General features: G+C 51.9%; 26 protein-coding genes and 1 tRNA gene. 8 read left to right on the top strand and 19 right to left on the bottom strand.

What is annotated here, in order from left to right; translation table 11 throughout:
- Positions 1 to 99: 99 nt before the first annotated feature.
- Positions 100 to 1,170, top strand: coding sequence for a GDP-mannose 4,6-dehydratase (locus tag J1784_RS25315; protein WP_217151462.1), 1,071 nt, complete (start codon positions 100 to 102; stop codon positions 1,168 to 1,170).
- 77 nt (positions 1,171 to 1,247) lie between these two features.
- On the opposite strand, the gene J1784_RS25310 is transcribed toward J1784_RS25315, so the two are convergent.
- Positions 1,248 to 1,580, bottom strand: a complete 333-nt coding sequence (locus J1784_RS25310; protein WP_217151461.1) for a DUF1294 domain-containing protein — start codon at positions 1,578 to 1,580, stop codon at positions 1,248 to 1,250.
- 86 nt (positions 1,581 to 1,666) lie between these two features.
- Positions 1,667 to 1,742 (bottom strand) — tRNA-Phe (locus J1784_RS25305).
- A gap of 684 nt (positions 1,743 to 2,426) precedes the next feature.
- On the opposite strand from J1784_RS25305, the gene speF reads away from it, so the two are divergent.
- Positions 2,427 to 4,589, top strand: a complete 2,163-nt coding sequence (speF, locus tag J1784_RS25300; protein WP_217151460.1) for an ornithine decarboxylase SpeF — start codon at positions 2,427 to 2,429, stop codon at positions 4,587 to 4,589.
- Positions 4,590 to 4,820: 231 nt separating this feature from the next.
- On the top strand, positions 4,821 to 6,215 hold the full coding sequence (locus tag J1784_RS25295; RefSeq protein ID WP_217151459.1) for a glycoside-pentoside-hexuronide (GPH):cation symporter: 1,395 nt from the start codon (positions 4,821 to 4,823) through the stop codon (positions 6,213 to 6,215).
- Between the two features lie 47 nt (positions 6,216 to 6,262).
- Here J1784_RS25295 and mltC read toward each other — a convergent pair whose 3' ends face one another.
- The 3 genes from mltC to mutY form a co-directional block, all read right to left on the bottom strand.
- Positions 6,263 to 7,342, bottom strand: a complete 1,080-nt coding sequence (gene mltC, locus J1784_RS25290; RefSeq protein ID WP_217151458.1) for a membrane-bound lytic murein transglycosylase MltC — start codon at positions 7,340 to 7,342, stop codon at positions 6,263 to 6,265.
- Positions 7,343 to 7,419: 77 nt separating this feature from the next.
- The gene (locus tag J1784_RS25285) at positions 7,420 to 7,692 is read right to left on the bottom strand and encodes an oxidative damage protection protein (RefSeq protein WP_104923222.1); all 273 of its coding nucleotides are present in this window, start codon (positions 7,690 to 7,692) and stop codon (positions 7,420 to 7,422) included.
- 9 nt (positions 7,693 to 7,701) lie between these two features.
- Complete coding sequence (gene mutY, locus J1784_RS25280; RefSeq protein WP_217151457.1) at positions 7,702 to 8,769, bottom strand: A/G-specific adenine glycosylase; 1,068 nt, start codon at positions 8,767 to 8,769, stop codon at positions 7,702 to 7,704.
- A 223-nt stretch (positions 8,770 to 8,992) separates the two neighbouring features.
- Here mutY and trmB point away from each other — a divergent pair, with 223 nt between their 5' ends.
- From trmB to J1784_RS25260, 4 genes are all read left to right on the top strand, one after another.
- Positions 8,993 to 9,712 (top strand): tRNA (guanosine(46)-N7)-methyltransferase TrmB, encoded by a 720-nt coding sequence (gene trmB, locus J1784_RS25275; RefSeq protein WP_217151456.1) that lies wholly within the window; start codon positions 8,993 to 8,995, stop codon positions 9,710 to 9,712.
- The gene (locus J1784_RS25270; protein WP_217151455.1) at positions 9,712 to 10,038 is read left to right on the top strand and encodes a YggL family protein; all 327 of its coding nucleotides are present in this window, start codon (positions 9,712 to 9,714) and stop codon (positions 10,036 to 10,038) included. The genes trmB and J1784_RS25270 overlap by 1 nt, the downstream gene beginning before the upstream one ends.
- Positions 10,039 to 10,113: 75 nt before the next feature.
- Positions 10,114 to 11,040, top strand: a complete 927-nt coding sequence (gene glsB / locus J1784_RS25265; RefSeq protein WP_217151454.1) for a glutaminase B — start codon at positions 10,114 to 10,116, stop codon at positions 11,038 to 11,040.
- 24 nt (positions 11,041 to 11,064) lie between these two features.
- A complete protein-coding gene (locus J1784_RS25260) occupies positions 11,065 to 11,799 on the top strand; it encodes a YggN family protein (RefSeq protein ID WP_217151453.1) in 735 nt (244 codons plus the stop codon).
- A gap of 59 nt (positions 11,800 to 11,858) precedes the next feature.
- Here J1784_RS25260 and hemW read toward each other — a convergent pair whose 3' ends face one another.
- From hemW to J1784_RS25230, 6 genes are all read right to left on the bottom strand, one after another.
- Positions 11,859 to 12,995: a radical SAM family heme chaperone HemW gene (hemW, locus tag J1784_RS25255; protein ID WP_217151452.1), complete on the bottom strand. Its 1,137-nt coding sequence runs from the start codon at positions 12,993 to 12,995 to the stop codon at positions 11,859 to 11,861.
- A complete protein-coding gene (locus J1784_RS25250; RefSeq protein ID WP_217151451.1) occupies positions 12,988 to 13,596 on the bottom strand; it encodes an XTP/dITP diphosphatase in 609 nt (202 codons plus the stop codon). The genes hemW and J1784_RS25250 overlap by 8 nt, the downstream gene beginning before the upstream one ends.
- A gap of 21 nt (positions 13,597 to 13,617) precedes the next feature.
- Positions 13,618 to 13,923, bottom strand: a complete 306-nt coding sequence (gene yggU, locus J1784_RS25245) for a DUF167 family protein YggU (RefSeq protein WP_217151450.1) — start codon at positions 13,921 to 13,923, stop codon at positions 13,618 to 13,620.
- A complete protein-coding gene (locus tag J1784_RS25240) occupies positions 13,908 to 14,462 on the bottom strand; it encodes a YggT family protein (protein WP_013576832.1) in 555 nt (184 codons plus the stop codon). The genes yggU and J1784_RS25240 overlap by 16 nt, the downstream gene beginning before the upstream one ends.
- Positions 14,463 to 14,485: 23 nt before the next feature.
- Positions 14,486 to 15,307: a pyrroline-5-carboxylate reductase gene (proC, locus tag J1784_RS25235; protein WP_217151449.1), complete on the bottom strand. Its 822-nt coding sequence runs from the start codon at positions 15,305 to 15,307 to the stop codon at positions 14,486 to 14,488.
- A gap of 72 nt (positions 15,308 to 15,379) precedes the next feature.
- Positions 15,380 to 16,099 (bottom strand): YggS family pyridoxal phosphate-dependent enzyme, encoded by a 720-nt coding sequence (locus J1784_RS25230; protein WP_217151448.1) that lies wholly within the window; start codon positions 16,097 to 16,099, stop codon positions 15,380 to 15,382.
- Between the two features lie 22 nt (positions 16,100 to 16,121).
- On the opposite strand from J1784_RS25230, the gene J1784_RS25225 reads away from it, so the two are divergent.
- Positions 16,122 to 17,144 (top strand): type IV pilus twitching motility protein PilT, encoded by a 1,023-nt coding sequence (locus J1784_RS25225; protein ID WP_217151447.1) that lies wholly within the window; start codon positions 16,122 to 16,124, stop codon positions 17,142 to 17,144.
- Here the strand turns inward: J1784_RS25225 and ruvX are convergent.
- The 8 genes from ruvX to metK form a co-directional block, all read right to left on the bottom strand.
- Positions 17,135 to 17,563: a Holliday junction resolvase RuvX gene (gene ruvX, locus J1784_RS25220; RefSeq protein WP_013576828.1), complete on the bottom strand. Its 429-nt coding sequence runs from the start codon at positions 17,561 to 17,563 to the stop codon at positions 17,135 to 17,137. The two genes, J1784_RS25225 and ruvX, sit on opposite strands and share 10 nt — an antisense overlap.
- Entirely contained in the window at positions 17,563 to 18,126 is a 564-nt protein-coding gene (locus J1784_RS25215) for a YqgE/AlgH family protein (protein ID WP_217151446.1), read from the bottom strand. Before J1784_RS25215 ends, ruvX begins: the two co-directional genes overlap by 1 nt.
- Before the next feature lie 129 nt (positions 18,127 to 18,255).
- The gene (gene gshB / locus J1784_RS25210; RefSeq protein WP_152327742.1) at positions 18,256 to 19,206 is read right to left on the bottom strand and encodes a glutathione synthase; all 951 of its coding nucleotides are present in this window, start codon (positions 19,204 to 19,206) and stop codon (positions 18,256 to 18,258) included.
- A gap of 11 nt (positions 19,207 to 19,217) precedes the next feature.
- The gene (gene rsmE / locus J1784_RS25205; RefSeq protein WP_217151445.1) at positions 19,218 to 19,949 is read right to left on the bottom strand and encodes a 16S rRNA (uracil(1498)-N(3))-methyltransferase; all 732 of its coding nucleotides are present in this window, start codon (positions 19,947 to 19,949) and stop codon (positions 19,218 to 19,220) included.
- Between the two features lie 101 nt (positions 19,950 to 20,050).
- Positions 20,051 to 20,764: a deoxyribonuclease I gene (endA, locus tag J1784_RS25200; protein ID WP_217151444.1), complete on the bottom strand. Its 714-nt coding sequence runs from the start codon at positions 20,762 to 20,764 to the stop codon at positions 20,051 to 20,053.
- A 92-nt stretch (positions 20,765 to 20,856) separates the two neighbouring features.
- Positions 20,857 to 21,378, bottom strand: coding sequence for a SprT family zinc-dependent metalloprotease (locus J1784_RS25195; RefSeq protein WP_217151639.1), 522 nt, complete (start codon positions 21,376 to 21,378; stop codon positions 20,857 to 20,859).
- Positions 21,379 to 21,453: 75 nt separating this feature from the next.
- The gene (locus J1784_RS25190; protein WP_217151443.1) at positions 21,454 to 22,848 is read right to left on the bottom strand and encodes a sugar porter family MFS transporter; all 1,395 of its coding nucleotides are present in this window, start codon (positions 22,846 to 22,848) and stop codon (positions 21,454 to 21,456) included.
- Positions 22,849 to 23,251: 403 nt separating this feature from the next.
- Positions 23,252 to 24,406, bottom strand: a complete 1,155-nt coding sequence (gene metK, locus J1784_RS25185) for a methionine adenosyltransferase (RefSeq protein ID WP_217151442.1) — start codon at positions 24,404 to 24,406, stop codon at positions 23,252 to 23,254.
- Between the last annotated feature and the right edge of the window lie 842 nt (positions 24,407 to 25,248).

Here is a 25,248-nt window from a genome sequence, read left to right as displayed (position 1 = left end):
TTTTCTACTCTGCGATTCATCTTACTCAACATAACCTTGCAATTATAATCGTGCATCTGTCCGGATGCGTTTTTTTAAATTGTAATCGAAGGGTTTACTATGTCTAAGGTCGCTCTTATTACCAATATCTCCGGGCAAGACGGATCTTATCTGGCTGAGCTTTTGCTTAAAAAAGGATATACCGTCCACGGTATTATCCCGCACAACCCGGTTCTTAATAATAAATCTGTCAGTGATGATTTGCATGCCGGTCATCCTGAATTTCATATTCATCATTTTGACCACACTGAAATTTCCAATCCGGGCAGATTGCTGGCCTTAATTCGCCCGGATGAAATTTATAATCTGGATATCACCAGCGGGACAGTAACTCACGCCACTTTACCCGGTGCTGGCATCAGTGCCCTGAGGATGCTGGAAGCCATTCGTTCGCAAGGACTGGAGCATACAACCCGTTATTACCATGCGTCATCTTCCGCGTTGTACGGGCTGGTTAATGGGATGTCGATCAACGATATGGTCACACTCAATGTGCCTTCTGCGAATAGGGTCGCGCAAATCAGTGATTTCTGGACTGCGGTTAATTATCGGGAAACCTTCGGCATGTTTGCCTGCAATGGCATTCTTTTTAATCATGAGTCACCGCGCCGGAGTGAGAGTTTTGTGACACGTAAAATCACGCGTGGTCTGGCCAATATTACTCAGGGACTGGAGAAATGCCTTTATCTGGGCAATCTCAATGCGTTACGTGACTGGGGTCATGCCAGAGATTACGTCAAAATGCAGTGGCTGATGTTGCAGCAGGAGAAGCCCGAAGATTTTGTTATCGCAACCGGCATACAGTTTACGGTTCGTCAGTTCGTGACATTTGCTGCCCTTGAACTCGGGATCAAGCTTCGGTTTGTCGGTAAAGGTATAGAGGAGAAAGGGGTAATCGCCGCCATTATCAGCCCTGTTGCGGCCGCGCTGAAAGTCGGGGACGTGATTGTCGAAGTCGATCCGCGTTATATCCGGCCGGCAGAAGTCAGTAAGGCCTCAGTTAATCCGTCGAAAGCGCGACGTCAGTTAGGCTGGGCACCTGAAACCTCGTTACAGGATCTGGTGATTGAAATGGTGCAGGCTGATCTGGCTTTCGCCAAAAAAGCAGCACGTCTGAAACTGTACGGATAACGGCGATCGCCTGTTCTGGATAAATACTAAAAGCCGGAGAATGTTAGCGCATTCCCCGGCTTTTTTTCGTCGGTCATTTACCGCCCGAACATCATCCAGACGCCCAGCAAAACAGCGGCAACATTGGCGGCGATGCTGAACATAAACCAGGTTCGGAAAGGTTGTTTCTGCGTTTTATGCCGGAAAAGTTGTTGGCCGACCAGAGCGCCGATCCAGCCACCGAGCAGCCCGAACAGCAGCAGCGTGTTTTCCGGTATCCGCCGCCAGCCTCTGCGGGCGGCAAGCTTATCGGCACCATACATCAGCAATGTCAGCAGGTTGAGCAGATGCAAACCGATCCAGACAGGATATGGCGAGATGAGACTGACAAAGACAGCTAAAACCAGCAGGACGTAACACACAGAATTCATTGAAGATCCCGCGTAACCAGAGAGGATATTAAGTGGCCATATGGCAGAAAGCAAAAAACCAGCCGTTAGGCTGGTTTCTTTAAATATGGTGCCCGGACTCGGAATCGAACCAAGGACACAGGGATTTTCAATCCCTTGCTCTACCGACTGAGCTATCCGGGCAACGGGGCGCATTAAACCGTATCGGGCCTGTGTCGTCAACGGTTTTTTGTGACAACGGGGGTGTTCGTCACCTGAATGATGCTTTTTACGACAATTTGTCGATTTAACTGTCAGAATCTGCGGGTTGCATGAAAATTGCAGTAAAAATCGAGTGCCTGACGGTGTCGTATTTTGTAAGAAAATCGCGCAATTTACAGGGTTGAACAGGGGTCTAAAAGATGCCATTATTGCGCCGATTTATTAAACAACTCTGTTCCCGTTTTCACGCGACAGCTCAAGAGGGTTGCGGCATGGCTGGTTTATCACATCGCGCTTTTTATAAGTGCAGAAAAAATCTGATGATGATCTCCGGGTGCTGTAAACACCACGATTTCAGCTTTTCTCCTTTTGCAGTCTCTTTCATGCGGTAAGGCTACCGTTTGTCCGCTGTTAGGCATTATTAAAAACAGAGAGTCATCCACAGGGCATTTCTCTGCTTTTACTGTTGTCTATCAGACGTGGCCGGGCCTGAAACTCGATTTGTTACCACTTTGCCGCACCGGCATTGTCCTGTCGCATTCGATAACTCGCTTCAGCTAACGTCAATTGCCGGGCCGGACTCTGCGCGAAACCTTTATGACGTAAGATCCAGCTCATTGCTGTGCCACCTGGCACACCCTCTTACTTAACAGTTTGAGAGTCTGAATGAAACACTTAAAACTTGCAGCAAGCGCGTCCGTCGCCCCTTATCTCCAGACAGCTCGTTTGGTCGTTGACCTGCGTCGCGCCGATTACGCGGACGTCGCGGCCATTATCATTTCTGTGGGCGAGCTGAACCACGGCAGGCTGGCGGAGATTGAAGCGCTGGGATTTGGCATTCCCGCGTTTGTTGCAGTGCAGGGAACGGAGCAGGTTTCGCCGGAATTTTTACCGGTGCTGAAAGGCGTGATTACGTTGTCGGATGCCAATCAGGCGTTTTATGCGGCCCAGATTGAATTTGCCGCACAGGCTTATGAAGAAGCCCTGTTCCCGCCGTTTTTCGACACGCTGAAAAAGTATGTTGAGATGGAGAACGCCACGTTTGCCTGTCCGGGGCATCAGGGCGGCGAATTCTTCCGTCGCCATCCGGCCGGGCGTCAGTTTTATGATTTCTTTGGCCCGAATATTTTCCGCTCCGACATGTGTAATGCGGACGTCAAACTGGGCGATTTACTGATCCACGAAGGCTCGGCGAAAGACGCTCAAAAATATGCAGCCAAAGTCTTCAGCGCAGATAAAACCTATTTCGTGCTCAATGGCACGTCTGCGGCCAATAAAGTCGTCACTAACGCGCTGCTGACCCGCGACGATCTGGTGTTGTTCGACCGTAACAATCACAAATCAAACCACCACGGCGCGCTTTTACAGGCAGGCGCGACGCCGGTGTATCTCGAGACAGCACGCAATCCGTTCGGGTTTATCGGCGGCATCGATGCGGCCTGTTTTGATGAAGCTTATCTGCGCAAACAAATCAAAGAAGTGGCGCCGGATCGCGTTGAAGAGAAACGTCCGTTCCGTCTGGCGATTATCCAGCTCGGTACCTACGACGGCACGGTGTACAACGCCCGTCAGGTGGTCGATAAAATCGGTCATCTGTGCGATTACATCCTGTTTGATTCCGCATGGGTTGGTTATGAGCAATTCATCCCGATGATGAAAGAGTGTTCGCCGCTGCTGCTGGAGCTTAACGAAAACGATCCGGGCATCATCGTTACGCAGTCGGTTCATAAGCAGCAGGCCGGATTCTCTCAGACTTCGCAGATCCACAAAAAAGACAATCACATCAAAGGCCAGAAGCGGCATTGCAGCCATAAAAAGCTCAACAATGCGTTTATGATGCACGCCTCGACCAGCCCGTTTTATCCGCTGTTTGCCGCGCTGGATGTAAATGCGCGCATCCATGCCGGTGGCAGCGGAAAACATATGTGGATGGAATGTGTGAAGCTCGGCATCGAAACCCGCAAAATGCTGCTGGATCAATGCTCGATGATTCTGCCATTTGTGCCGCCAGTGGTCGAAGGTAAGCGCTGGCAGGATCATGAAACCAATGAGATGGCTAACGATGTGCGCTTCTTCGATTTTGTGCCGGGAGAGCGCTGGCACGCATTCGACGGTTATGCCGAAAAACAGTATTTCGTGGATCCGTGCAAGCTGTTGCTGACCACGCCGGGTATTGATGCCTCCAGCGGTAAATACACTGAGTTCGGGATCCCGGCGACTATTCTGGCTAACTATCTGCGCGAGAACGGCATCGTGCCGGAGAAATGCGATCTGAACTCGATCCTGTTCCTGCTGACGCCTGCCGAAACACCGGCAAAAATGCAGCTGCTGGTGGAAGAGCTGGTGCGTTTTGAGCAGTACATCGAAGAAGACGCGCCGCTCAGCGAAGTGCTGCCGACGGTATATCGTAAAAACGAAGAGCGTTATCGCAATTACACCATCCGCCAGCTGTGTCAGGAAATGCATAATCTTTACGTCAGTTTCGATGTGAAAGAGCTGCAAAAAGAGATGTTCCGCGAAAAGAGCTTCCCGAAAGTGGTGATGAATCCACAGGATGCGCATAACGAGTTTATCCGCGACAACATCGAGCTGGTGGCGATTGGTGATGCAGAAGGGCGTATCGCTGCTGAAGGCGCGCTGCCATATCCTCCGGGCGTGCTGTGCGTGGTGCCTGGCGAGTTGTGGGGCGGGGCGGTTCAGCGCTACTTTATGGCGCTGGAAGAGGGGATCAACCTGTTACCGGGCTTCTCGCCGGAATTACAGGGCGTGTATATCGAGAAGAAACCTGTCGGCTGGAAACGCGTGATGGGGTATGTTCTCGCGCAATAGTCCACCTTAAAACCCATCTGCGGATGGGTTTTTATTTCGTTATCTGCTGGTAATAAACGCACGTCAGGATATGTGATGCAGGTCGAAAATAATCCTCTTATTCAGCCAGAGTATAGATACCTGCGTCACAGTTGATTAAAAGCATAAAACGTAAATGAGAAATCACAATACTCAGAGTGATTTTCTGGAATTATAACTAATGCAGAATTCCATCTTAATAAAGGTGACTGCATGTCAGCATTAACTGAAAGGATCAGTGCGAAAGAAAAACTGGGTTTTGGATTAGGTGATGCGGCAAGTCACATTGTTTTTGATTCATCTGTCGCTATTCTTGCTTATTTCTATACGAATATTTATGGCTTACCTCCGGCTGTCATGGGAACACTGTTCTTAGTGGTCAGGGTGCTTGATGCGATCACGGATCCTATTATGGGCGCGATTGCCGATCAGACCAAAAGTCGCTGGGGAAGATTTCGCCCCTGGTTACTGATTATTTGCATTCCGTTTGCCGTCAGTTGTGTACTGGTTTATTCAACACCGGACTTTGAACAGACCGGTAAAATTGTCTATGCGGTATTCGCCTATATATTTATGACCTTAATGTACACGGCGATTAATATCCCTTACTGCTCATTAGGCGCGGCGATTACGGCCGATCCGCAGGATAATCTTTCCCTCCAATCCTGGCGCTTTGCTATTGCGCCGATCGGTGGCGCAATGGGCACCGCGCTTATCCTGCCGTTAGCGGATTTCATCTCACCGGGCGACAGGGCGACCGGCATGCAGTGGGCGATGGGCATCTTCGGTGTGATTGGTTGTGTGATGTTCTTTGTGTGTTTTCTGACGACGCGGGAACGTATTACGCCGGTGAAAGAAGAGAACATGAATATTGTTCGCGATGTCCGGGTTCTTTTGCAAAATGACCAGTGGCGGATCCTCTCCGTTTATAATCTTGCCATGTTGTGCGGTGTCGTCGTGCGCGGCAGTTTGCTGGTGTATTTTGTGCAGTATGTTCTTCATCAGGGAAGTGGCATTATTTCCATTTTCATGATGGCCACCACCGTTGCCGCCGTTATCGGGAGTTTATTTGCCAAAAAACTGGGCTCGTGGATGTGTAAAATACGCGCGTCGATTTGGGTGAATATATTAAGCGCTTTCGCAGGGTTACTTTTCTTTGTGCTGCCAACCGATTATTGGATCCCCGCCTTTATTGTCCATATCGCGCTTAATTTATTACAGGGAATAAACGCACCATTACAATGGTCAATGATTACGGATGCCAATAATTATGGCGAATGGAAAACCCAGCGCCGTATTACCGGGATGAACATTGCGGCCAATATCTTTGTGATTAAGCTTGGTGTGGCGATTGGTGGCGCGCTGACTGGCTGGGGGCTGGCATGGTTTGGTTATCAGGCGGGCGTAGAACAACAATCGGCGGAGGCTGTGCGCGGCGTCCTGATTTTATTCACCGTCTTACCGGCAATTTTCTATCTGATTACAGCGTTCTCAATTCGTTATTATCAGCTGACGGAAGAGCGGATGAATCACATTGTCAGTGATTTGGGCGAAGGTAAGTTCCAGACACAAACTCTCCAGACTCAGAGTGTACAGATCCACAGTTAAGGTGTTCGTACCGGCTCCTCACGCCTGAAGAGCCGGTACGATAAACGTTAATCGACGCGGCGGTAGCTGCGCTGAGTATTGTTCACTTTGTAAAGATAACGGCGTGATTCTGCCGACGGATGTTTCGTCGTTAGTGTGGTGTAAACATCACCCGGCGCCATATTGTTGATGATGTTAAACGCCTGCGTTTTGTTCTGTGAGAACACGCGCAGAACGCTGCCGGCACCGCCGTTATACGCCGTAATCACTGCGTAGCGACGTGAGGTCGGGTTATTGATATTCCCCAGATACACGTTTTGCAGCATCGCCAGATAAGCTGTACCGGTATTAATGTTATTTTGTGGATCAAAGAGATAGCTTCGGCTTGGTTTACCCCATTTGCCCTCAGATTTGAACACATCCACACCTGCGGTGTGCTGCACAACCTGCATCAGGCCCAGCGCATCGGCATTACTCACCGCATACGGGTTAAAGGCTGATTCGGTTTGCATTATCGCGAGTATCAGTGACTGATCGACGCCATATTTGGCGGACGCTTCACGGATCATCGGCAGATATTTATGCGCACGTTGGTTCAGGTGGTTTGGCACCATCTGGATGGTGACGGAATAAATGATATGCATACCGGACTGACGGCGCATCAGCTTGTTCTGCACCAGATAGTCGGCAAAGCTATTGGCGCGCCCGACCCAGCGGATTGGTTGTCCGGTATTGTCGAGCACCTGACCGTATAACATCGGCTCGCGGCTGATCTGGATATCGTTGGCGTCGGAATAGAGGTCAACGTTGCCCGGATCATCACCCACCAGCAATGTGCTGACGATCGCCTGACGCAGGCTGGCTGCCGGATCCGTACCAGAAATGGTTTCGATAGTAATCGTACCCGCATCAAAGTTGATGTGGCTGCGGGTGTAATACTGATCGCTATATTTCACATAGTCTTTCGGACCCGCGATCAGCACTTCGTTCATACCCCAGATGTTTTCGATGTTGTGGGCAAACTGCCCCATCAAAATATCGAATCCGTTGGTATCTTTGACATAAGCTTCGTTGAACTGGTCTTTCTTACTGCCGGAGCAGGAGATCAACATGGGCGCGATAACCAGCAAAGCGAGAATTTTCTTCATCTTAAAAGCCATTTCTGATGAAAGAAGCAGACGCTTTTCAGCACCTGCCTTAATATTTTAATCATTGTTATTAATGATTATTTTGACGGTGGGGTATAGCCTTCGATATGAACATCCTGACCTTCGAACAGGAAGTTGACCATTTCCTGTTCCAGCAATTTGCGGTCTTCCGGATTCATCATGCTGAGTTTCTTTTCGTTGATCAGCATAGTTTGCTTGGTCATCCACTGAGACCAGGCTTCTTTCGAAATCTCATTAAAGATACGTTTGCCAATCTCGCCAGGGTACAGCTGGAAGTCTTGCCCTTCAGCATCACGCTTGAGAAAAGTACAAAAAATCGTTCTGCTCATGCTAATTCCTTATCGATCGTTCTTTTGGGTCGGTTCTTTGGCCAGTTGCGTCAAAAGACGCTCAACCGGCGCGGCCAGCCCGACGGATTGTGGTTGCGCTAAGTTATACCAGAGACCCGCACCTTCATCCATGCAACCCGCAGAAGAACGCAGATTTAACCACATCGGAACAATATCCAGATGGAAATGGCTGAAAGTGTGACGAAAAGCGGTCTGCTGCTGCAACTGATTTTGCATAACACCGTATTTTTGCAACCCGAGAGCCAGCTCATCTTCGGTGGTAAATTGCGGGAAGCAGAACAGCCCGCCCCACAGGCCCACCGGCGGACGCTGTTCCAGCCAGACTTTGTCTTCCTGCTGGATCATCAGCATAAAAGCGGTCTTTTCCGGCAGGGTTTTCTTAGGCTTTTTACCGGGATATTTCGCCCAGCTGTGATGCGCATAAGCTTCGCAGCCTGATTTCACCGGGCACAGTTCGCATTTTGGCTTGCTGCGGGTGCACACCATCGCGCCCAGATCCATCATTGCCTGATTAAACTGTGCAACGCCTTCGGCAGGGGTGACGTCTTCACTTATCGTCCACAGCTTATTTTCAGTTTTCTTCTCGCCCGGCCAGCCTTCAACGGCATAGCAGCGGGCCAGAACGCGCTTCACATTCCCGTCTAAAATAGGGTAGTGCTGATTAAGTGCCAGTGACAAAACTGCTCCGGCAGTGGAACGGCCAATGCCCGGCAGGGCGAGGATTTCATCAAAGGTGGTAGGAAACACACCGCTGTGCTGGCTGGCGATGGTCTGTGCCGCTTTATGCAGATTACGCGCCCGGGCGTAATAACCCAGTCCTGTCCACAGATGCAGAACTTCATCGAGTGGCGCGGCGGCGAGATCAGACACCGTCGGAAAACGTTGCATAAAGCGTTCAAAATACGGAATAACAGTCGCTACCTGCGTTTGCTGCAACATCACTTCTGAAAGCCAGACTTTATAAGGTGTTTTTGCAATTTGCCACGGCAGCGTTTTGCGGCCATAACGCTGATACCAGTCGAGCACCAGAGGTGAGAAACGTTGGGCTTCCATCATGGGTGAATTACAGTCCGGCAGGGTTAAAAGACGGGGCTGATCACATCACAGTTCCCGTCTGGCTGTAAACCGGAACTTTCCGCACTGTATTGACGGATTTCCTGCCCGCAAGCCTTGCTAATCGGGAGTAAGTTTGGATAATGCGCCTTTCCTTATATTTAGTGACCAAAACACAGGCATCCGCGCGCGGGTACCGCGTCTTGCCAATCGGAGTGGAAACACCATGAAAAACGACGTCATTTCACCGGAGTTCGACGAGAACGGTCGCGCGATGCGCCGTATCCGTAGTTTTGTCCGCCGTCAGGGCCGTCTGACCAAAGGTCAGCAATTTGCGCTGGACAACTTCTGGCCGGTGATGGGCGTGGAGTTTCAGGCGGAACCTCTGGCGATTGATGCCTTATTTGGTCGCTCAGCACCGGTTGTGCTGGAAATCGGTTTCGGCATGGGCACGTCACTTGTCACCATGGCGAAACAGAATCCTGATCAGAACTTTATCGGGATTGAAGTCCACTCGCCGGGTGTCGGCGCATGTCTGGCGACCGCGCATGAAGAGGGCGTCAGCAATCTGCGCGTGATGTGTCACGATGCGGTCGAAGTGCTGGAAAAAATGATTCCGGATGGCTCGCTCGACATGGTGCAGCTATTCTTTCCTGACCCGTGGCACAAAGCGCGTCATAATAAGCGCCGCATCGTGCAGCCGGAGTTCGTTGAGAAGCTGCGCAAAAAGCTGAAAGTGGGCGGTGTGTTCCACATGGCAACCGACTGGGAGCCGTATGCGGAGCACATGCTCGAAGTGATGACCAGTTTAGAAAGCTGGGCGAATTTGTCGCAGGAAGGTAATTATGTTCCGCGTCCTGAATCGCGCCCGGTGACCAAGTTCGAAATGCGTGGCCAGCGTTTAGGCCACGGCGTATGGGATCTGATGTTTGAGAGGAAGCAATAATGGCTACAAATCGCAGTCGTCGTTTACGTAAGAAGTTACACATTGCCGAGTTCCAGGAACTGGGCTTCTCTGTAAAATGGCGTTTCCCGGAAGGTACCGCGGTAGAAACCATTGATGAATCCCTGGATAAATTCATCGACGGTGTGATCGAGCCAAATAAACTGGCTTTCGATGGCAGTGGCTATCTGCAATGGGAAGGTCTGGTTTGCCGTCAGGACATCGGTCACTGCACTGATGAACAGCGCGAGCAGGTCAAAAAATGGTTAGAAGACCATAAAATGGAAGACGTAGAAGTTTCAGAACTGTTCGATATCTGGTGGGATTGATTCCACCAGTCAGATAAATTCTGAATCTTTAAAAGGTGCCTTTCCGGCACCTTTGTTGCATCTGGAGGCAGGACGTTGGGTACCGAACTCGATAACAGTTTGCTGGAAGATATTCTTTCGCAGGTCAGGCCGCTGATTGGCCGCGGCAACGTTGCCGATTACATTCCTGCACTGGCCGAAGTCAGCCCCGAACATTTAGGGATCGCCGTGTGTACCACGAAAGGGGAGATCTTTCGTGCCGGTGATGCCGATATGCGTTTTTCAATCCAGTCAATTTCCAAAGTGCTCAGCCTGACGCTGGCGCTGACCCGTTATCAGGAAAGTGAAATCTGGCAGCGTGTCGGCAAAGAACCTTCCGGCCAGCCTTTCAATTCGCTGGTACAGCTTGAACTTGAACAGGGAAAACCACGCAATCCGTTTATCAATCCGGGTGCGCTGGTGGTCTGCGATCTGCTGCAAACGCGCCTGACCGCACCGAAGCAGAGAATGCTGGAAATTGTGCGTCAGCTGGCCGGATCAGCCGATCTCAACTACGATCGGCACGTCGCCCGTTCTGAATTTGAGCATTCTGACCGCAACGCGGCGATTGCATATCTGATGAAGTCTTTCGGAAATTTCGACAACGATGTCATCACGGTTCTGCATACTTATTTTCACTACTGCGCACTGCGCATGAGCTGTGAAGAACTGGCGCGGACGTTTGTTTATCTTGCTAATAAAGGCCAACCGTTGGGCAGTGAAAAACCGCTCATTGATGCCCGTCAGGCGCGACAGATTAATGCGATGATGGTCACCAGCGGCATGTACGACGGCGCGGGTGAATTTGCTTATCGCGTGGGAATGCCGGGCAAATCCGGTGTGGGGGGCGGCATTATTGCTGTCGTTCCCGGGGAGATGTGTATTGCGGTATGGTCACCGGAACTTGATGCGGCAGGGAACTCTTTGGCAGGTATTGCTGCCTTAGAATTACTGGCGCAACGTATTGGCCGATCAATTTTTTGAGTTTGCTGTCTTAAGGGAGAGTACATGTTAGTAAAAAGCGGAGTGGTAAATACCGGGCTGGCTGCATTGCTGGCGCTGACCGCGTGGAGCGCGCAGGCTGATTATCAATGTGCGGTGCAACCTAAAGACGATGTTGTTATCAAGCCGCAGACCGTGCAGGTTGTGGGCAAAAACGGTGACTTACTGATCACCCCTAACGGTAACGTGACTCTTAACGGAAAAGACATGACCCTGAGCGCCAGACAGCGTCAGGAAGCGATCGATTACCAGGCCGGTTTACGCCGTGACCTGCCATGGATTGATCAGGGTGCGACGGCGCATCTCGAAAAAGGCCGTGTGGCAGTTGACCGTGTGATCGTTGAGAAACTTGGTACTGACAGTAACGTGCGTAACCGTCTGGTCACGCTCGACAAGCAGCTGAAAGAGCAGATGAATCTCATCATTGAACATCGCACCGACGGGCTGACCTTCCACTATAAAGCGGTGGATCAGGTTAAACAGAATGGTCAGAAGCTGATGGAACAAACCATGGGCGGCGTGATGCAGGACAGTATCAATGAAATGGGCCTTAAGCAGGCGGCCAGCGGCGGCAATCCGTTGCAGGCAATGATGGGTAATCTGGGCGGGCTGCAACAGGCTGTTCAGGAAGAGTGGAACAAACAGGAAAAAGAGTTCAAAGCCTTTGGCGATGACGTTTGTAAGCGGGTAACGAATCTGGATACTCAGCACAAAGCCTTGTTGACGGATTTGAAACAGTAATCTGCCAAGTCACAGACACAAAAAAACCGCGATTACGCGGTTTTTTTGTTTTCTAATCCTTACTCCGCCAAAAACAGCTCCAGCAGTGAGTTCAGGAACAGTTTTCCTTTGCTGGTGATCTTCCAGTGGGTGTCGGTTTCTACCAGATATTCTTTGGCGATAGCTTCGTTTAATTGCGCGCGGATCACCGATTCATCCAGTCCGGTATACAGGCCAAATTCTTCACGCGGCGCGGCTTCCAGCAGGCGGAAACGGTTCATAAAGAATTCAAACGGCAAATCTTCAGTCTCGACCGGATACTGTTTATCCATGTAACGCCCCTGCATGTAACCGCGCGGGTGCTTGGTTTTCACGGTACGCAGAATCTGCCCGTCGGGCTGCGTCAGTTTGCCATGCGCGCCACAACCGATGCCGAGATAATCCCCGAAGCGCCAGTAGTTCAGGTTGTGCTGACACTGATAGCCCGGTTTGGCATAAGCAGAGGTTTCATATTGCTGATAACCGGCGGCGGTCAGCAGCTGATCGCCTTGCTCGAAAATATCCCACAGCGCATCGTCGTCTGGCAGTTTTGGCGGGCGCGAGGCATACATCGTATTCGGTTCGATCGTCAGCTGATACCATGACAAATGCGGTGGATTCAGCGCGATGGCCTGACGTAAATCATCCAGCGCTTCTTCAAGCGTCTGATCCGGCAGGCCGTGCATCAGATCCAGATTGAAACTGCGCAGATTCAGACCGGTCGCCAGATGCGCTGCGCGTTTCGCTTCGTCAGGGCCGTGGATACGTCCCAGACGCTCCAGTTTCTGCGCTTCGAAACTCTGTACCCCGATGGAGATACGATTCACTCCGGCGCGCTGATAGCCGCTGAAGCGGTCTGCTTCGACGGTACCCGGATTGGCTTCCATGGTAATTTCAGCGTCAGCATCGACCGGCAAGCGCGCGCGGACGCCGTCGAGCAGATCCTGCATCGCTTCGCTGCTCAGCAGGCTTGGGGTTCCGCCGCCGATAAAAATTGTCCCTACGCTGCGCCCGCCCACCAGATGCAGGTCTGCATCTAAATCGGCCAGCAAATGCGCAACATAATCGTCATGCGGTACTTCACCCTTTAACGCGTGCGAGTTGAAATCGCAGTAAGGGCATTTTTGCACGCACCACGGAATATGAATGTAGAGACTCAGCGGCGGTAACTTACGCATTCTTCTGTACAGCCTCTTTCATCGCAGCAAACAACAGCTTCAGTGCCTGGCCACGATGTGAAACCGCACTTTTTTCTTCGCGGGTCAGTTCTGCGGCGGTTTTACCCAGCTCAGGAACATAGAAAATCGGATCATAACCAAAGCCGCCTGCGCCTGCTTCGGCAAAAGTAATTTCGCCAGCCCAGCTGCCGTGGCAGACAAGTGGCGTCGGGTCTTCTGCGTGGCGCATATACACCAGTACGCAGTGGAACTGTGCGGTGCGCTGACTCTGCGGTACGTCTTTTAATGCCACAAGCAGTTTATCCAGATTCTGCTGATCGCTGGCATCAACGCCTGCGTAGCGTGCGGAGTAAATCCCCGGTGCGCCGCCGAGAAAATCAACCGCCAGACCGGAGTCATCGGCAACAGCAGGCAAACCGGTGATAGCCGCCGCGTGGCGGGCTTTCAGGATGGCGTTCTCAATGAACGTCAGGCCGGTTTCTTCGGCGGATTCGACGCCGAGTTCGGTTTGTGCGACCACGTCCAGCCCGAAATCGGCCAGAAGATGTGCGAGTTCACGCACTTTACCGGCGTTGCCGGTAGCTAATACGACTTTCTGCATGGGAGAGTCCTGACTTAAACGTTATTCAGCGAGCAGTACCGCGACCTCAGTCGGGATATTTTGCGGATGGGTAATGCGGACTTGTTTATGGCGGCCCAGCTCGCCCTTTTCAATGCTTATCTGACTTTTGGCGACTTTAAACTGTTTTGAGAGAAATTTCACCAGATGTGTGTTGGCCTGTCCGTCTACTGGCGGGGCAGTGATGGCGACTTTCAGTTCGTCGCCATGCAAACCCACCAGGCTGTCACGGCTGGCTTTGGGCTGGATGACCAGCCGCAAAACCAGCGCGTCTGACTGCCAGAACGCAGGGCTTAAAGCTGGAACCACAACGCACCCAGCAGATCCATACCGAGATAATTGAGCATATACAGGATAAGGATCACGACCATTGCCGAGAAATCGATGCCGCCCATTGCCGGAAGAATACGACGGATTGGCGCCATCAGTGGCTCAGTCAGCTGCATCAGCAGATAATCCATCGGCCCGCGTCCCTGGCTCACCCAGCTCATCAGGGAGCGGATAATGACCAGCCAGAACACCAGATAACCGGCGGCTTTGACCAGCCCTATCAGGCCAATCAGCAGGCTGCTCAGACCAAAGAAGATAGCACCGCTTTGGATAAGCAACAGCAGCGGGAATTTGATGGTGCAAAGAATGAACGCCAGCAACAGGCTTGCGCTGTCAATCGGACCCAGCGGCGGAATAATCCGGCGAAGTGGTCCGATAATCGGCTGAGTAATCTTCACTACAAACTGTGAAAACGGATTATAAAAATCTGTACGTGCCCATTGCATCCAGATGCGCAGCAGTAAAACCATCACGTAGAGATCAATCAGTGTTTTGACCAGAAAAGTCAGCGTTAACATGCGTTACCTTTTAATATTTTTAATTAGAACAGTTTTTCCATTTCCTGCGCGCGGGTAATGGCGGCCTGCATGGCCTCGGAGACAATCTCCGGTAATTGACGATCCGTAAACACTTTCAGTGCTTCAAACGTCGTGCCGCCTTTGGACGTCACATTCTCACGAAGTTGTGACAATGGCGTGTCCGGGCTGGCAGCAACCAGTGCGCTGGCTCCGCTGGCGGCTTGTTCGACCAGCATCCGCGCAGTTTCTGCGCTGAATCCCAGACGCTGCGCTTCGGCCTGCATCGCTTCCATAAACAGGAAGAAATACGCCGGTGCGCTGCCTGCGGCGGCAATTACGTGGTTGATACCTTCTTCGGTATCGACCCAGCAAATTTTGCCGACGGCGGTCATCAGTTCGCCGCTGTAATCACGGTCAGCCTGTGAAACCTGTTGCGGCGCATATAAACCGCTCATCCCCTGTCCAACCAGCGAAGGCGTATTAGGCATAATCCGCACCACGTTCAGGTTTTCACCCAGCAGCTCGCAGAAACGCGCCACGCTGACGCCTGCGGCAATCGACAGTACCAGCTTATCGCTGAAATCCACGTCTTTTTGCAGTGCTTTACATACATCCGCCATCATTTGCGGTTTTACAGACAAGACAACGACATCCGCCACTTTCGCGCAGCCGCTGTTATCGCTGTTGCTCTGTACGCCATATTTTGCGGCCAGCGCATCGCGATGGGTGGTGGAAGGGGCACAAACGCTGATCATATTGGCCGGATAACCACTTTCAACCAAGCCGGAAATGATGGCGCCTGCCATGTTACCTGCACCGATAAAACAAATTTTGCGATGTTGCATTCATGCTCCTTGCTTTTAATGGGGGCTGAATTGAGCCAATCAATAGTAAAGCAGTAAACCAGCAGTGAGCTGTTACTGTTTTGCGCTGTAATCGCGGGCACCGAAAATGGCGGTGCCGATACGAACCATCGTGCTGCCGGCAGCAATCGCGGCGGGCATATCATCGGTCATGCCCATCGATAAAGTATCGGCTTGCGGGCAAATCTTTTGTAACTCTTTCAGGGCCTCGCGCATCTTTCCAAACACTTCCAGCTGGCGCGTATAGTCAGTTTCAGCAGCCGGAATGGCCATCAGACCACGCAGGGTCAGGTTAGGCATCGCCATAATCTGCGTCGCCAGTTCTGCCACATCTCCCACCGCAATGCCGGATTTACTGGCTTCGTCGCTGATATTCACCTGGACAAGCACCTGTAACGGCGCTAAATCCGCCGGACGCTGCTCGTTCAGTCGCTGGGCGATTTTCAGACGGTCGATGGTATGGCACCAGTCGAAGTTCTCCGCCACCAGACGACTTTTATTCGACTGCAACGGCCCGATGAAATGCCAGGTCAGCGCAGGCTGGTGTCCGGCAAAGTGGGCAATCTTATCCACGCCTTCCTGCACATAGTTTTCGCCGAACGCTAACTGCCCGGCGGCAATTGCTTCTTCGACAGCGCTCGCAGGTTTAGTTTTACTCACTGCAAGCAATGTAATTTCTTCTGAAGGCCTGCCGCAAAGGTGTGCAGCGGCTGCGATTTTCTCGCGGACATTGTGTAAGTTCTGCTCAATAGCGTTTTGCTGACTAAGGCTCATAGGGACTCAGGAGGATTTCAACATGGATATTGATGGATTAGTGGGACGTAGTGTAAAGCAAAATGCCTCTGATCTGCACCTTTGTACCGGCTATCGGCCTGTGCTGCGCATCGCAGGGGAATTATGTCCCTGTGAAGACCTGCCGGTGATAGACGCATCGCAGATGCAAAAACTCATCAGTCAGTGGCTGAATGTCGCGGAACAGACAAGTTTACAACTGGCCGGGCAATTCGATAAAGCGCTGACGCTGGCGCAAGGAGTACGGATGCGTCTGAACGTGTTTCAGCAACTGCATGGTTTGTCGGCAGCGCTAAGAGCGGTGCCCGCCCGTTGTCCTGAACTGGCAACGTTGCTGGCGCCGGATATCTTGCAGCAAATCATTATGCGGGAAGACGGCCTGATCCTGGTGACCGGCGCAACGGGCAGCGGAAAGTCCACTACGCTGGCGGCAATGATTGATTACCTCAACCGCCGCACGACGCGGCACATTATTACGCTGGAAGACCCGATTGAGCTTATCCACATCAGCAGAGGGTGCCTTATTCAGCAGCGCGAACTGGGGCTGCATACCCGTTCATTCAGTGAAGCGGTGCGGGGAGCATTGCGTGAGGATCCGGACGTGTTACTGCTGGGCGAACTGCGCGACACCGAAAGCATCCGGCTGGCGCTGACGGCGGCAGAAACCGGACATCTGGTACTGGCGACGCTGCATACGCGCAATGCGACGCAGGCCATCGACCGGCTGGTTGATGTCTTTCCGGCGGAGGAAAAAGCCTTTGTGCGGGCACAGCTTGCGGGCAGTCTGCGGGCTGTCGTCGCGCAAAAACTGGCGGTAACCCAGGAAAAGGACGGTAATAAATCGGGAAGGGTGGCGCTTTTCGAAGTGCTGACGTCAACGCCAGCGGTATGCAATATGATCCGCGAAGGTAAAACCCATCAGCTGGCTGACATTCTGCAAACCGGCGCGCAGGCCGGAATGCAGACATTTGCCCAAAGTCGTCAGCAGCGGCAAAGTGCCGGGCTGCTGACCGAAAATCAGGACTGACTCCATTGTTTCTCGAACCAGCTTTCCAGGATGATCACCGCAGAAGCGGCATCTACGCTGCCTTTGTCGAGGGCGCGAAAGCCGCCACGATCAAACAAATCAGCGCGGGCTTCAACGGTGCTCAGACGTTCGTCATGCAGCTCAACCTGAACGCCAAAACGGCCATGCAGGCGATTGGCAAATTTGCGCGCGCGGGCAGTCAGGGGTTGTTCTGTGCCGTCCATATTCAGTGGCAGACCCACAACGACCAGATCCGGCAGCCATTCTTTCAGCAGTTTTTCGATTTTCTGCCAGTCCGGCGTGCCGTCCTGCGCTTTAAACGATGTCAGCGGGCGGGCTGTGCCGGTAACTTCCTGTCCGATGGCCAGACCGATACTTTTAGTGCCGAAGTCAAAAGCAAAAACCGTACGGTTAGCCATTATGCATGCCCTGCATGCGTGGCAAGCTGGCTGACATCGACGCCGATCATTTTCGCGGCTTCACGCCAGCGATCGGCAATCGGGGTGCGGAATAAAATGTCGCTGCTGGCTTCAATGGTCAGCCAGGAATTTTCCAGTAACTCTTTTTCCAGCTGGCCTTGTTCCCATGCAGCGTAACCGAGCGCCACCAGCACATCTTTCGGCTGGTCGGGCGTGCCCAGAGTTTCCAGCACGTCTTTCGAGGTGGTGATCATGGTGCTGTCCGAGATACGGATACTGGAACCAAAACCTTCGCGCGGCGTATGCAGAATAAAACCACGGTCATCAGCCAGCGGGCCACCGGAAAAGACCGGCCGGTCGAGGCTGATGTTCAGGTCGCGGGGCTCGGGCGTGATGTCCAGCTTGTCGAGGACGTTTTCAACGGTGAAATCTTCGACCAGTTTGTTAATCACCAGACCCATTGCGCCGTCTTCATTATGTTCGCAGATATAGACGACCGAACGTTTGAACTGGGGTTCATCCAGGCCAGGCATCGCAATAAGAAAGTGATGTTGTAGATTCATGGTATGTAGGATGTTTAACCTCAGAAATTGAAATACAGCGGAGAGGGCAGTGTAGTACGTCATCCGCAGCAAAAAAAGTGGGTTATCCAGCATTGCTGAACAACCCATCAGATTATGCGGTCAGTCAGTTCAGCGGGCAGCCAGACGTTTTTCGATAGCATCCATCAGCATGCCGGTGATGGAAATCGGGAATGCAGCTTCGATTTCACGCGCACAGGTCGGGCTGGTGACGTTAATTTCAGTCAGGCGGTCACCGATAATATCCAGGCCGACAAAAATCAGGCCTTTCTGCTTAAGGATTGGCGCGACAGTCCGGGCAATCGCCCAGTCACTTTCGCTCAGCGGACGTGCTTCACCACGACCACCGGCAGCCAAATTACCACGGGTTTCTCCCTGCGCCGGAATACGTGCCAGACAGTAAGGCACTGGTTCGCCGTCGACCACCAGAACGCGTTTGTCACCGTCTTTGATGGCTGGCAGATAATTTTGCGCCATACAGAAACGGCTGCCGTGTTCGGTCAGGGTTTCAATCACCACAGAAACGTTCGCGTCTTCCGGTTTCAGACGGAAAATCGACGCGCCACCCATGCCGTCGAGCGGCTTGAGGATCACGTCAGTGTGTTCTTTGTGGAACGCTTTCAGCTGTGCCGCATTGCGCGTGACCAGCGTATCTGGCGTCAGTTCAGGGAACCACGCGGTGAACAGCTTTTCGTTACAGTCACGCAGGCTCTGCGGCTTGTTAACGATCAGCGTGCCTTTTTCTTCGGCACGTTCAAGAATGTAAGTGGCGTAAATGAATTCGGTATCGAACGGAGGATCCTTACGCATCAGGATGACATCCAGTTCCTGCAGGGCGATATCCTGCTCAGTACCGAACTCATACCAGCCGTCATAATCCTGCTTCACGCTGAGTTTTTTAGTGGTCGCACGGCCTTCGCCGCCGCGCAGATACAGGGAATTCATTTCCATGTAGTGCAGCTCGTAGCCACGACTCTGCGCTTCCAGCAACATAGCGAAACTGGTGTCTTTTTTAATGTTGATGGAAGAAATCGGGTCCATCACGATGCCAAGCTTGATCATTTGGTCTCCTCTTAACCCAGATCGCCGAAACGAACCTGTAAGGCCGTTATCGCGGTGAGTGCTGTGGTTTCTGTACGCAGAACACGGGGTCCCAGCAGGATATCAGTAAATCCGTAGCCGGAGGTCATTGCAATTTCGTCAGCGGATAAACCGCCTTCCGGGCCGATCAGTAAGCGGACATGGCTCACCGGTAGCGGCAGGGTATTAATACTGTGGCTGGCGCGCGGATGCAGGTTCAGCTTCAGGCTGTCATCCTGTTCGGCGCACCAGGCTTCCAGCTGCATCGCCGGGCGAATTTCAGGGATACGGTTACGTCCGCACTGTTCGCAGGCTGCGATGGCAATTTTCTGCCATTGCTGCAATTTTTTCTCCAGACGTTCGCCGTCAAGTTTGACGCCACAACGCTCGGAGAACAGCGGGGTAATGGAGTTCACGCCCAGTTCTATAGATTTCTGGATGGTGAACTCCATCTTCTCGCCGCGTGAAATTACCTGGCCGAGATGCAGATTCAGCGGAGATTCGTTGTCTGACAGCACACCTTCGTTCAGGCTGACACGCACACTTTTCTTATCAATCTGGGTGATGCTGGCTTCAAAAACCTGATTGCTGCCATCAAATAACTGTATTGCCTGACCGGGTTGCATCCGCAGAACGCGTCCGACATGGTTGGCGGCATCTTCGCTCAGCGCAATCTCGCTGTGAGCGGTCAGGGTTTCCGGATGATAAATGCGGGGTATGCGCATGTGAGGCTGCTGTCCTTAAAGTCTTTTCTGGAGGGCTATTTTGGCGTGATTAGCCCGCGTTGTCGCGAGCTAATGTGCCCTGATGACGTGTTAATACTAAGTTAGCTTTTTCGTTGTGCGCAAGCCTGCTGAACGTAAGGATTATGATTGCCCTGTACGCTGGCGATGCGGTTGTCGCGTTCACATTCCCATGAAGTGACCGGATACTGGCGATCCCAGGCAGTAAACAATTGGGTTTGCTGGCGGGACAGATTCAGTTTGTACTGGTCGCGCATGTAGAAATAGGTGCGCGCGATGGCGCCCCGGACGCGGGTTGGCGGCTCAGCGGCTTTGGCTTTGAAGTCGACTTTCATTTCACAGCGGCCATATTGCCCTTCGCCACCGTTCCACTGACTATACATAAAGTTATTACGGTCGCCGTTCACTTCACCGATGGCCGGTTCAAGGTTATGCAGGTCAGTTTCTACCTGACGATAATCGGCGTTTTTCGCACAATTTTTTCGACCGCCGTCCTGCCAGCACTGCATCTGATGACCGAACTGCCACGCGGGAACCACATGCTCCCACTCAATTCGGCTGGCGCGCTGTTCGCTTTTACGTACCTGATAGCCGCAGGATTGCAGATCCGGCGTCCCCTTTTTCCCCTGCCAGCTGATGTCACAGCCGCAGTAAAATGTAGGCGCACCCTGATTAATTTTGACGGCGGCGGCTTTGGCCTGACTAAAATTATTGATGGCGTGGCCAGACTGGCTGTAGGCACTCAGCGGTACCAGCGCACAGATAAACAGAAAAGATAAGAACGTTTTACGAAACATGTTTCTGAAAGCCCTGAGACTAAAAGGCCGGAAGGGTAACGGATACCTCGGGCTGTGACAATCAGACTTTACCGCGATTAGTGATTGAAAAATCAACAGTTAGTGGTGCCTTTAGCGTTGAAGCGTAAGAGCTCGCCGCAATGGCGACAGCGATATTCTGACTCTTTTCGCATCACTTTATTATGACGACGCACGGTGAGCTGATGGTCGCGGCAGGCGCATAAATACGGATAGGTTTTGCTTTGCACCGAAGCGACTTCGAACTTATGCGTTCTGCTTGCGGAAACCCCCAGCACGTGTTCCATCATCCAGCGCCACTCTTTGCCATGCGGCGCAGGCGCACGGCCAAAGCGCCGGTATACCAGCAAATGTGCCAGTTCGTGGGGAACCACTTCATCGATAAACGGCTGCTGATTTTCCATCAGTAAAACCGGATTCAGTCGAATTTGCCAGTGTTGCAGGTACGCGCTTCCCGCGCTGGTGCCGCGTTGCTGATAGGTGATTTCCGGCTCGCTGTAATCGGTGCCGAAAAACTGATTGGCCATCAGAAGTTTTTCCCGCAGACAGCGCATAACGGCTTGCTGAAGGGCGATGGGGAGACGTGAGGTTTTCATCTGGCGAAGGATAAATCTGGCGGGAGGGAGATGCAATATGGAATTCCTCCCCTTTGCAGGGGAGGAAGGAATAACTTACTTACCGATGTCGCGCAGGGCTTCGCCTTTCATCAGGTTGCGTTCGATGTGTTCCAGAGAAACGTTTTTGGTCTCAGGGATCAGCGCAATGGTGATGAAGATGAAGACCACGTTCAGCGCGGCGTACACCCAGAAGGTATTGGCGTTGCCGAGGCTGTCGAGCATGGTCAGGAAGGTCGCGCCGACGATCATGTTGGCAATCCAGTTGGTCGCGGTGGACACGGTGATACCAAAATCGCGGCCTTTCAGCGGCTGAATTTCAGAACACAGAACCCAGATCAACGGACCGGCACTCATCGCAAAACCAACGATAAACATCAGCAGCATGGCGATGGAGAAGTATTTCGCCGCATCGGATTCAACACCGATGTGCAGCATTGTACCCAGCACGCCCATGCCAACAGCCATCACCAGGAAGCCCAGTTTCAGCGTTGGCTTACGACCCCAGCGGTCAACCAGACCGATGGCAATGAAGGTCGCGAGAACGTTGACCAGACCAACAATCACCGTGCCCCACATCTGCTGAGAAGTGCTGGCGAAACCGGCAATGCCGAAGATTTTCGGTGCGTAGTACATGATGACGTTCATACCGGTGAACTGCTGCATTACCTGCAACAGAATGCCGAGGTATACCGCACGGCGGAAGTTTTTGTTGTTAACAAACAAACCCCAGCCGCTTTGTTTTACTTTCAGGCTTTCACGGATTTCATCCAGTTCGCGTTTTGCCTGCTCGCTGGAATCACGCAGTTTTTCCAGAACGCGGCGCGCTTTACCGTCATCGCCACGGGCCGCCAGCCAGCGCGGGCTGTCCGGCAGGAAGAAGACGCCAATCAGTAACAGCAACGCAGGAATGGTGATGATACCCAGCATCCAGCGCCATGCGCCGGTGTAGCTGAATGCGGTATCAGACAGATACGCCGCCAGAATACCAATGGTGATCATCAGCTGGTACATGGAAATCATGCTGCCGCGGATTTTTTCCGGTGCGATTTCTGACAGGTAAATCGGCGCAGTGTAAGACGCGATACCGACCGCCAGACCCAGCAGAACGCGAGCAACAATCAGGATTTCTGCATTAGGCGCAAAGGCGGAGCACAGGGAACCAATGACGAACAAGATAGCGCCGATCATCAGGCTATACTTACGTCCAAGGCGGAAATTCAGCCAGCCACTGCCCACAGCACCGACAGCAGCACCAAACATCATAGAACTAACAACCCACTCCTGTTGGTGGTTGGTAATTTGAAAGTCATGGCTGATAAATGGCAGGGCACCAGCGATGACGCCGATATCTAAGCCGAACAGCAGTCCGGCCAGTGCAGCGAGAAAACAGACAAAGAAAGTGACGCTTTTGTTAGAGCGTTTTCCTTTGGTCGATGTTGAGTTGTTCATCCGGTCTCCAAAATAATGCAATCGTTTTGAGTTTGTAATAATGCTTAGGCTGTTATGTTATTTACCCTGCGCACAGCTTAACGTGAACCCGGTCACAGTGTTGTAATCGTTTACACTTATAGGTGCGATTGGGATCGTTGTTCGGTAAGGGATTCAAAGAGATATGCAGCAGGGAGGGGGCTTTCATGCAGAGTAATAGCCCATAAATTGATTTATATCAATCAAAATTATGTGACACATTTTTAATCATTGAAATAATGTATTAATTTATAACAAGTTATTATCTGTAACCGTTTTCATTATCCACCAAAATTCAGACTCCCTCCCTATAAATCTCGCAAAAACAGGCAATAAAAAACCCCGCCGCACAGGCAGGGTTTTTGTGCAGAACAGTCTGAAAATATTATTTGAGGCCTGCTGCCTCGCGCAACTGAGCCGCTTTGTCGGTTTTTTCCCAAGGGAAATGTTCGCGACCAAAGTGACCGTATGCAGCAGTTTCTTTGTAGATCGGGTGCAGTAAGTCCATCATCTGGATCAGGCCGTATGGACGCAGGTCGAAGAACTCGCGAACCAGCAGGGTCAGTTGTTCGTTAGACACTTTACCTGTACCGAAGGTTTCCACCATGATGGAAGTCGGTTCTGCCACGCCGATTGCGTAAGATACCTGAATTTCACAACGGTCAGCCAGACCTGCAGCCACGATGTTTTTCGCAACATAACGTGCAGCATAAGCCGCTGAACGGTCAACTTTAGACGGATCTTTACCAGAGAACGCACCGCCACCGTGACGTGCCATGCCGCCGTAGGTATCCACGATGATTTTACGACCGGTCAGACCGCAGTCACCCATCGGGCCACCGATAACGAAACGGCCAGTCGGGTTGATGTGGTATTTAGTCCCGGCGTTCAGCCATTCTGCTGGCAATACAGGTTTGATGATTTCTTCCATCACCGCTTCCTGCAAATCTTTCAGCGCAATGTCTTCAGAATGCTGGGTGGACAATACCACTGCGTCGATGCCGACGATTTTGCCTTCGTCATACTGGAAAGTGACCTGGCTTTTTGCATCCGGACGCAACCACGGCAGCGTACCTGATTTGCGAACTTCAGCCTGACGCTGCACCAGACGGTGTGCGTAAGTTACCGGCGCTGGCATCAGCACGTCGGTTTCGTTGGTGGCATAACCAAACATCAGACCCTGGTCGCCTGCGCCTTGTTCCAGCGGATCAGTACGGTCAACGCCCTGATTGATGTCCGGCGATTGCTTGCCGATAGCGCTCAGAACTGCGCAGGAATTGGCATCAAAACCCATGTCAGAATGGATATAGCCAATTTCACGAACAGTCTGACGCGTGATTTCTTCAACGTCGACCCATGCGCTGGTGGTGATTTCACCGCCAACCAGGACCATGCCGGTTTTGACATAAGTTTCACATGCAACACGTGCTTTTGGGTCTTGCTCTAAGATTGCGTCCAGGACTGCATCAGAAATCTGGTCAGCAATTTTATCTGGATGTCCTTCCGAAACGGATTCGGACGTGAAGAGGTGTTTAGCCATTATGTTCTTTACCTTACATACGACGGGTTAGATATCACTGCATAGCACTGGGGAGACTGGCAGATGAGGAGCTGAGCTCGCCATTGTCGCAATGCGTCCTGCATGTCCCCATTAGGCAAAGCCTTGAAGCAGTTTGCGCGTTAACCACCCAAGCGTGCGGACGGATTAACATCTGGACGGCTATTTTAGGATAGCAGACGATGCAATTGCCAGTCATTTTTGTGATGGATATGGCGTTATTGTGCGGGATTGCAGTGATATTCACGTCCGGAAACTATTTGCACTGCATTTTCATTTTGCAATTACAGCGGGTTGCCGGTATAAACGGCGCGCGCTATGCACATTTCTGTAGTTCCTGCAGAAGCAGCGTATTCCAGTAATTACTGTTTTCTCAGCTCGAATGCCCGCGGGTGATGCGTGGCACGTGTGGAGGTGGTTAGTTTAATGACCCACTTTTTACCGTTTGTAACATTTCAACAGCATCCCCTGCAGCCTTCATTGCGTTCTGCAGCACTTCTTTCAGACCTTCAGTCAGAAAAACGTCTGTCATCTCTGCGATGTTTCAGACAGCCTGACTATAGACAGGTCAGTCCCCGACATCGGTACGCTACTCAGTAACTTCCGGGTTGCGTGAACATCGCCATCCCGACATATAACTGATGTAGCCTGCAACCTTCTGGGGCACCCACCCCTGATTTCTCCCGACTCGTCACACGGAGTCTAAAAACGTGTTTTACAATGATATGAGTGGAAAACAGTCCCGTGGCTGTGGCGCGCAGGGTTTTATCCTGTCTGAAAGCCAGCCTTGCGGGTTGTTCTCACCTGTTGTTACTGCGATAGTG

This window comes from Rahnella ecdela (genome assembly GCF_019049625.1).
Lineage (GTDB): Bacteria > Pseudomonadota > Gammaproteobacteria > Enterobacterales > Enterobacteriaceae > Rahnella > Rahnella ecdela.
This window is presented reverse-complemented; position numbering and strand designations above follow the sequence as displayed.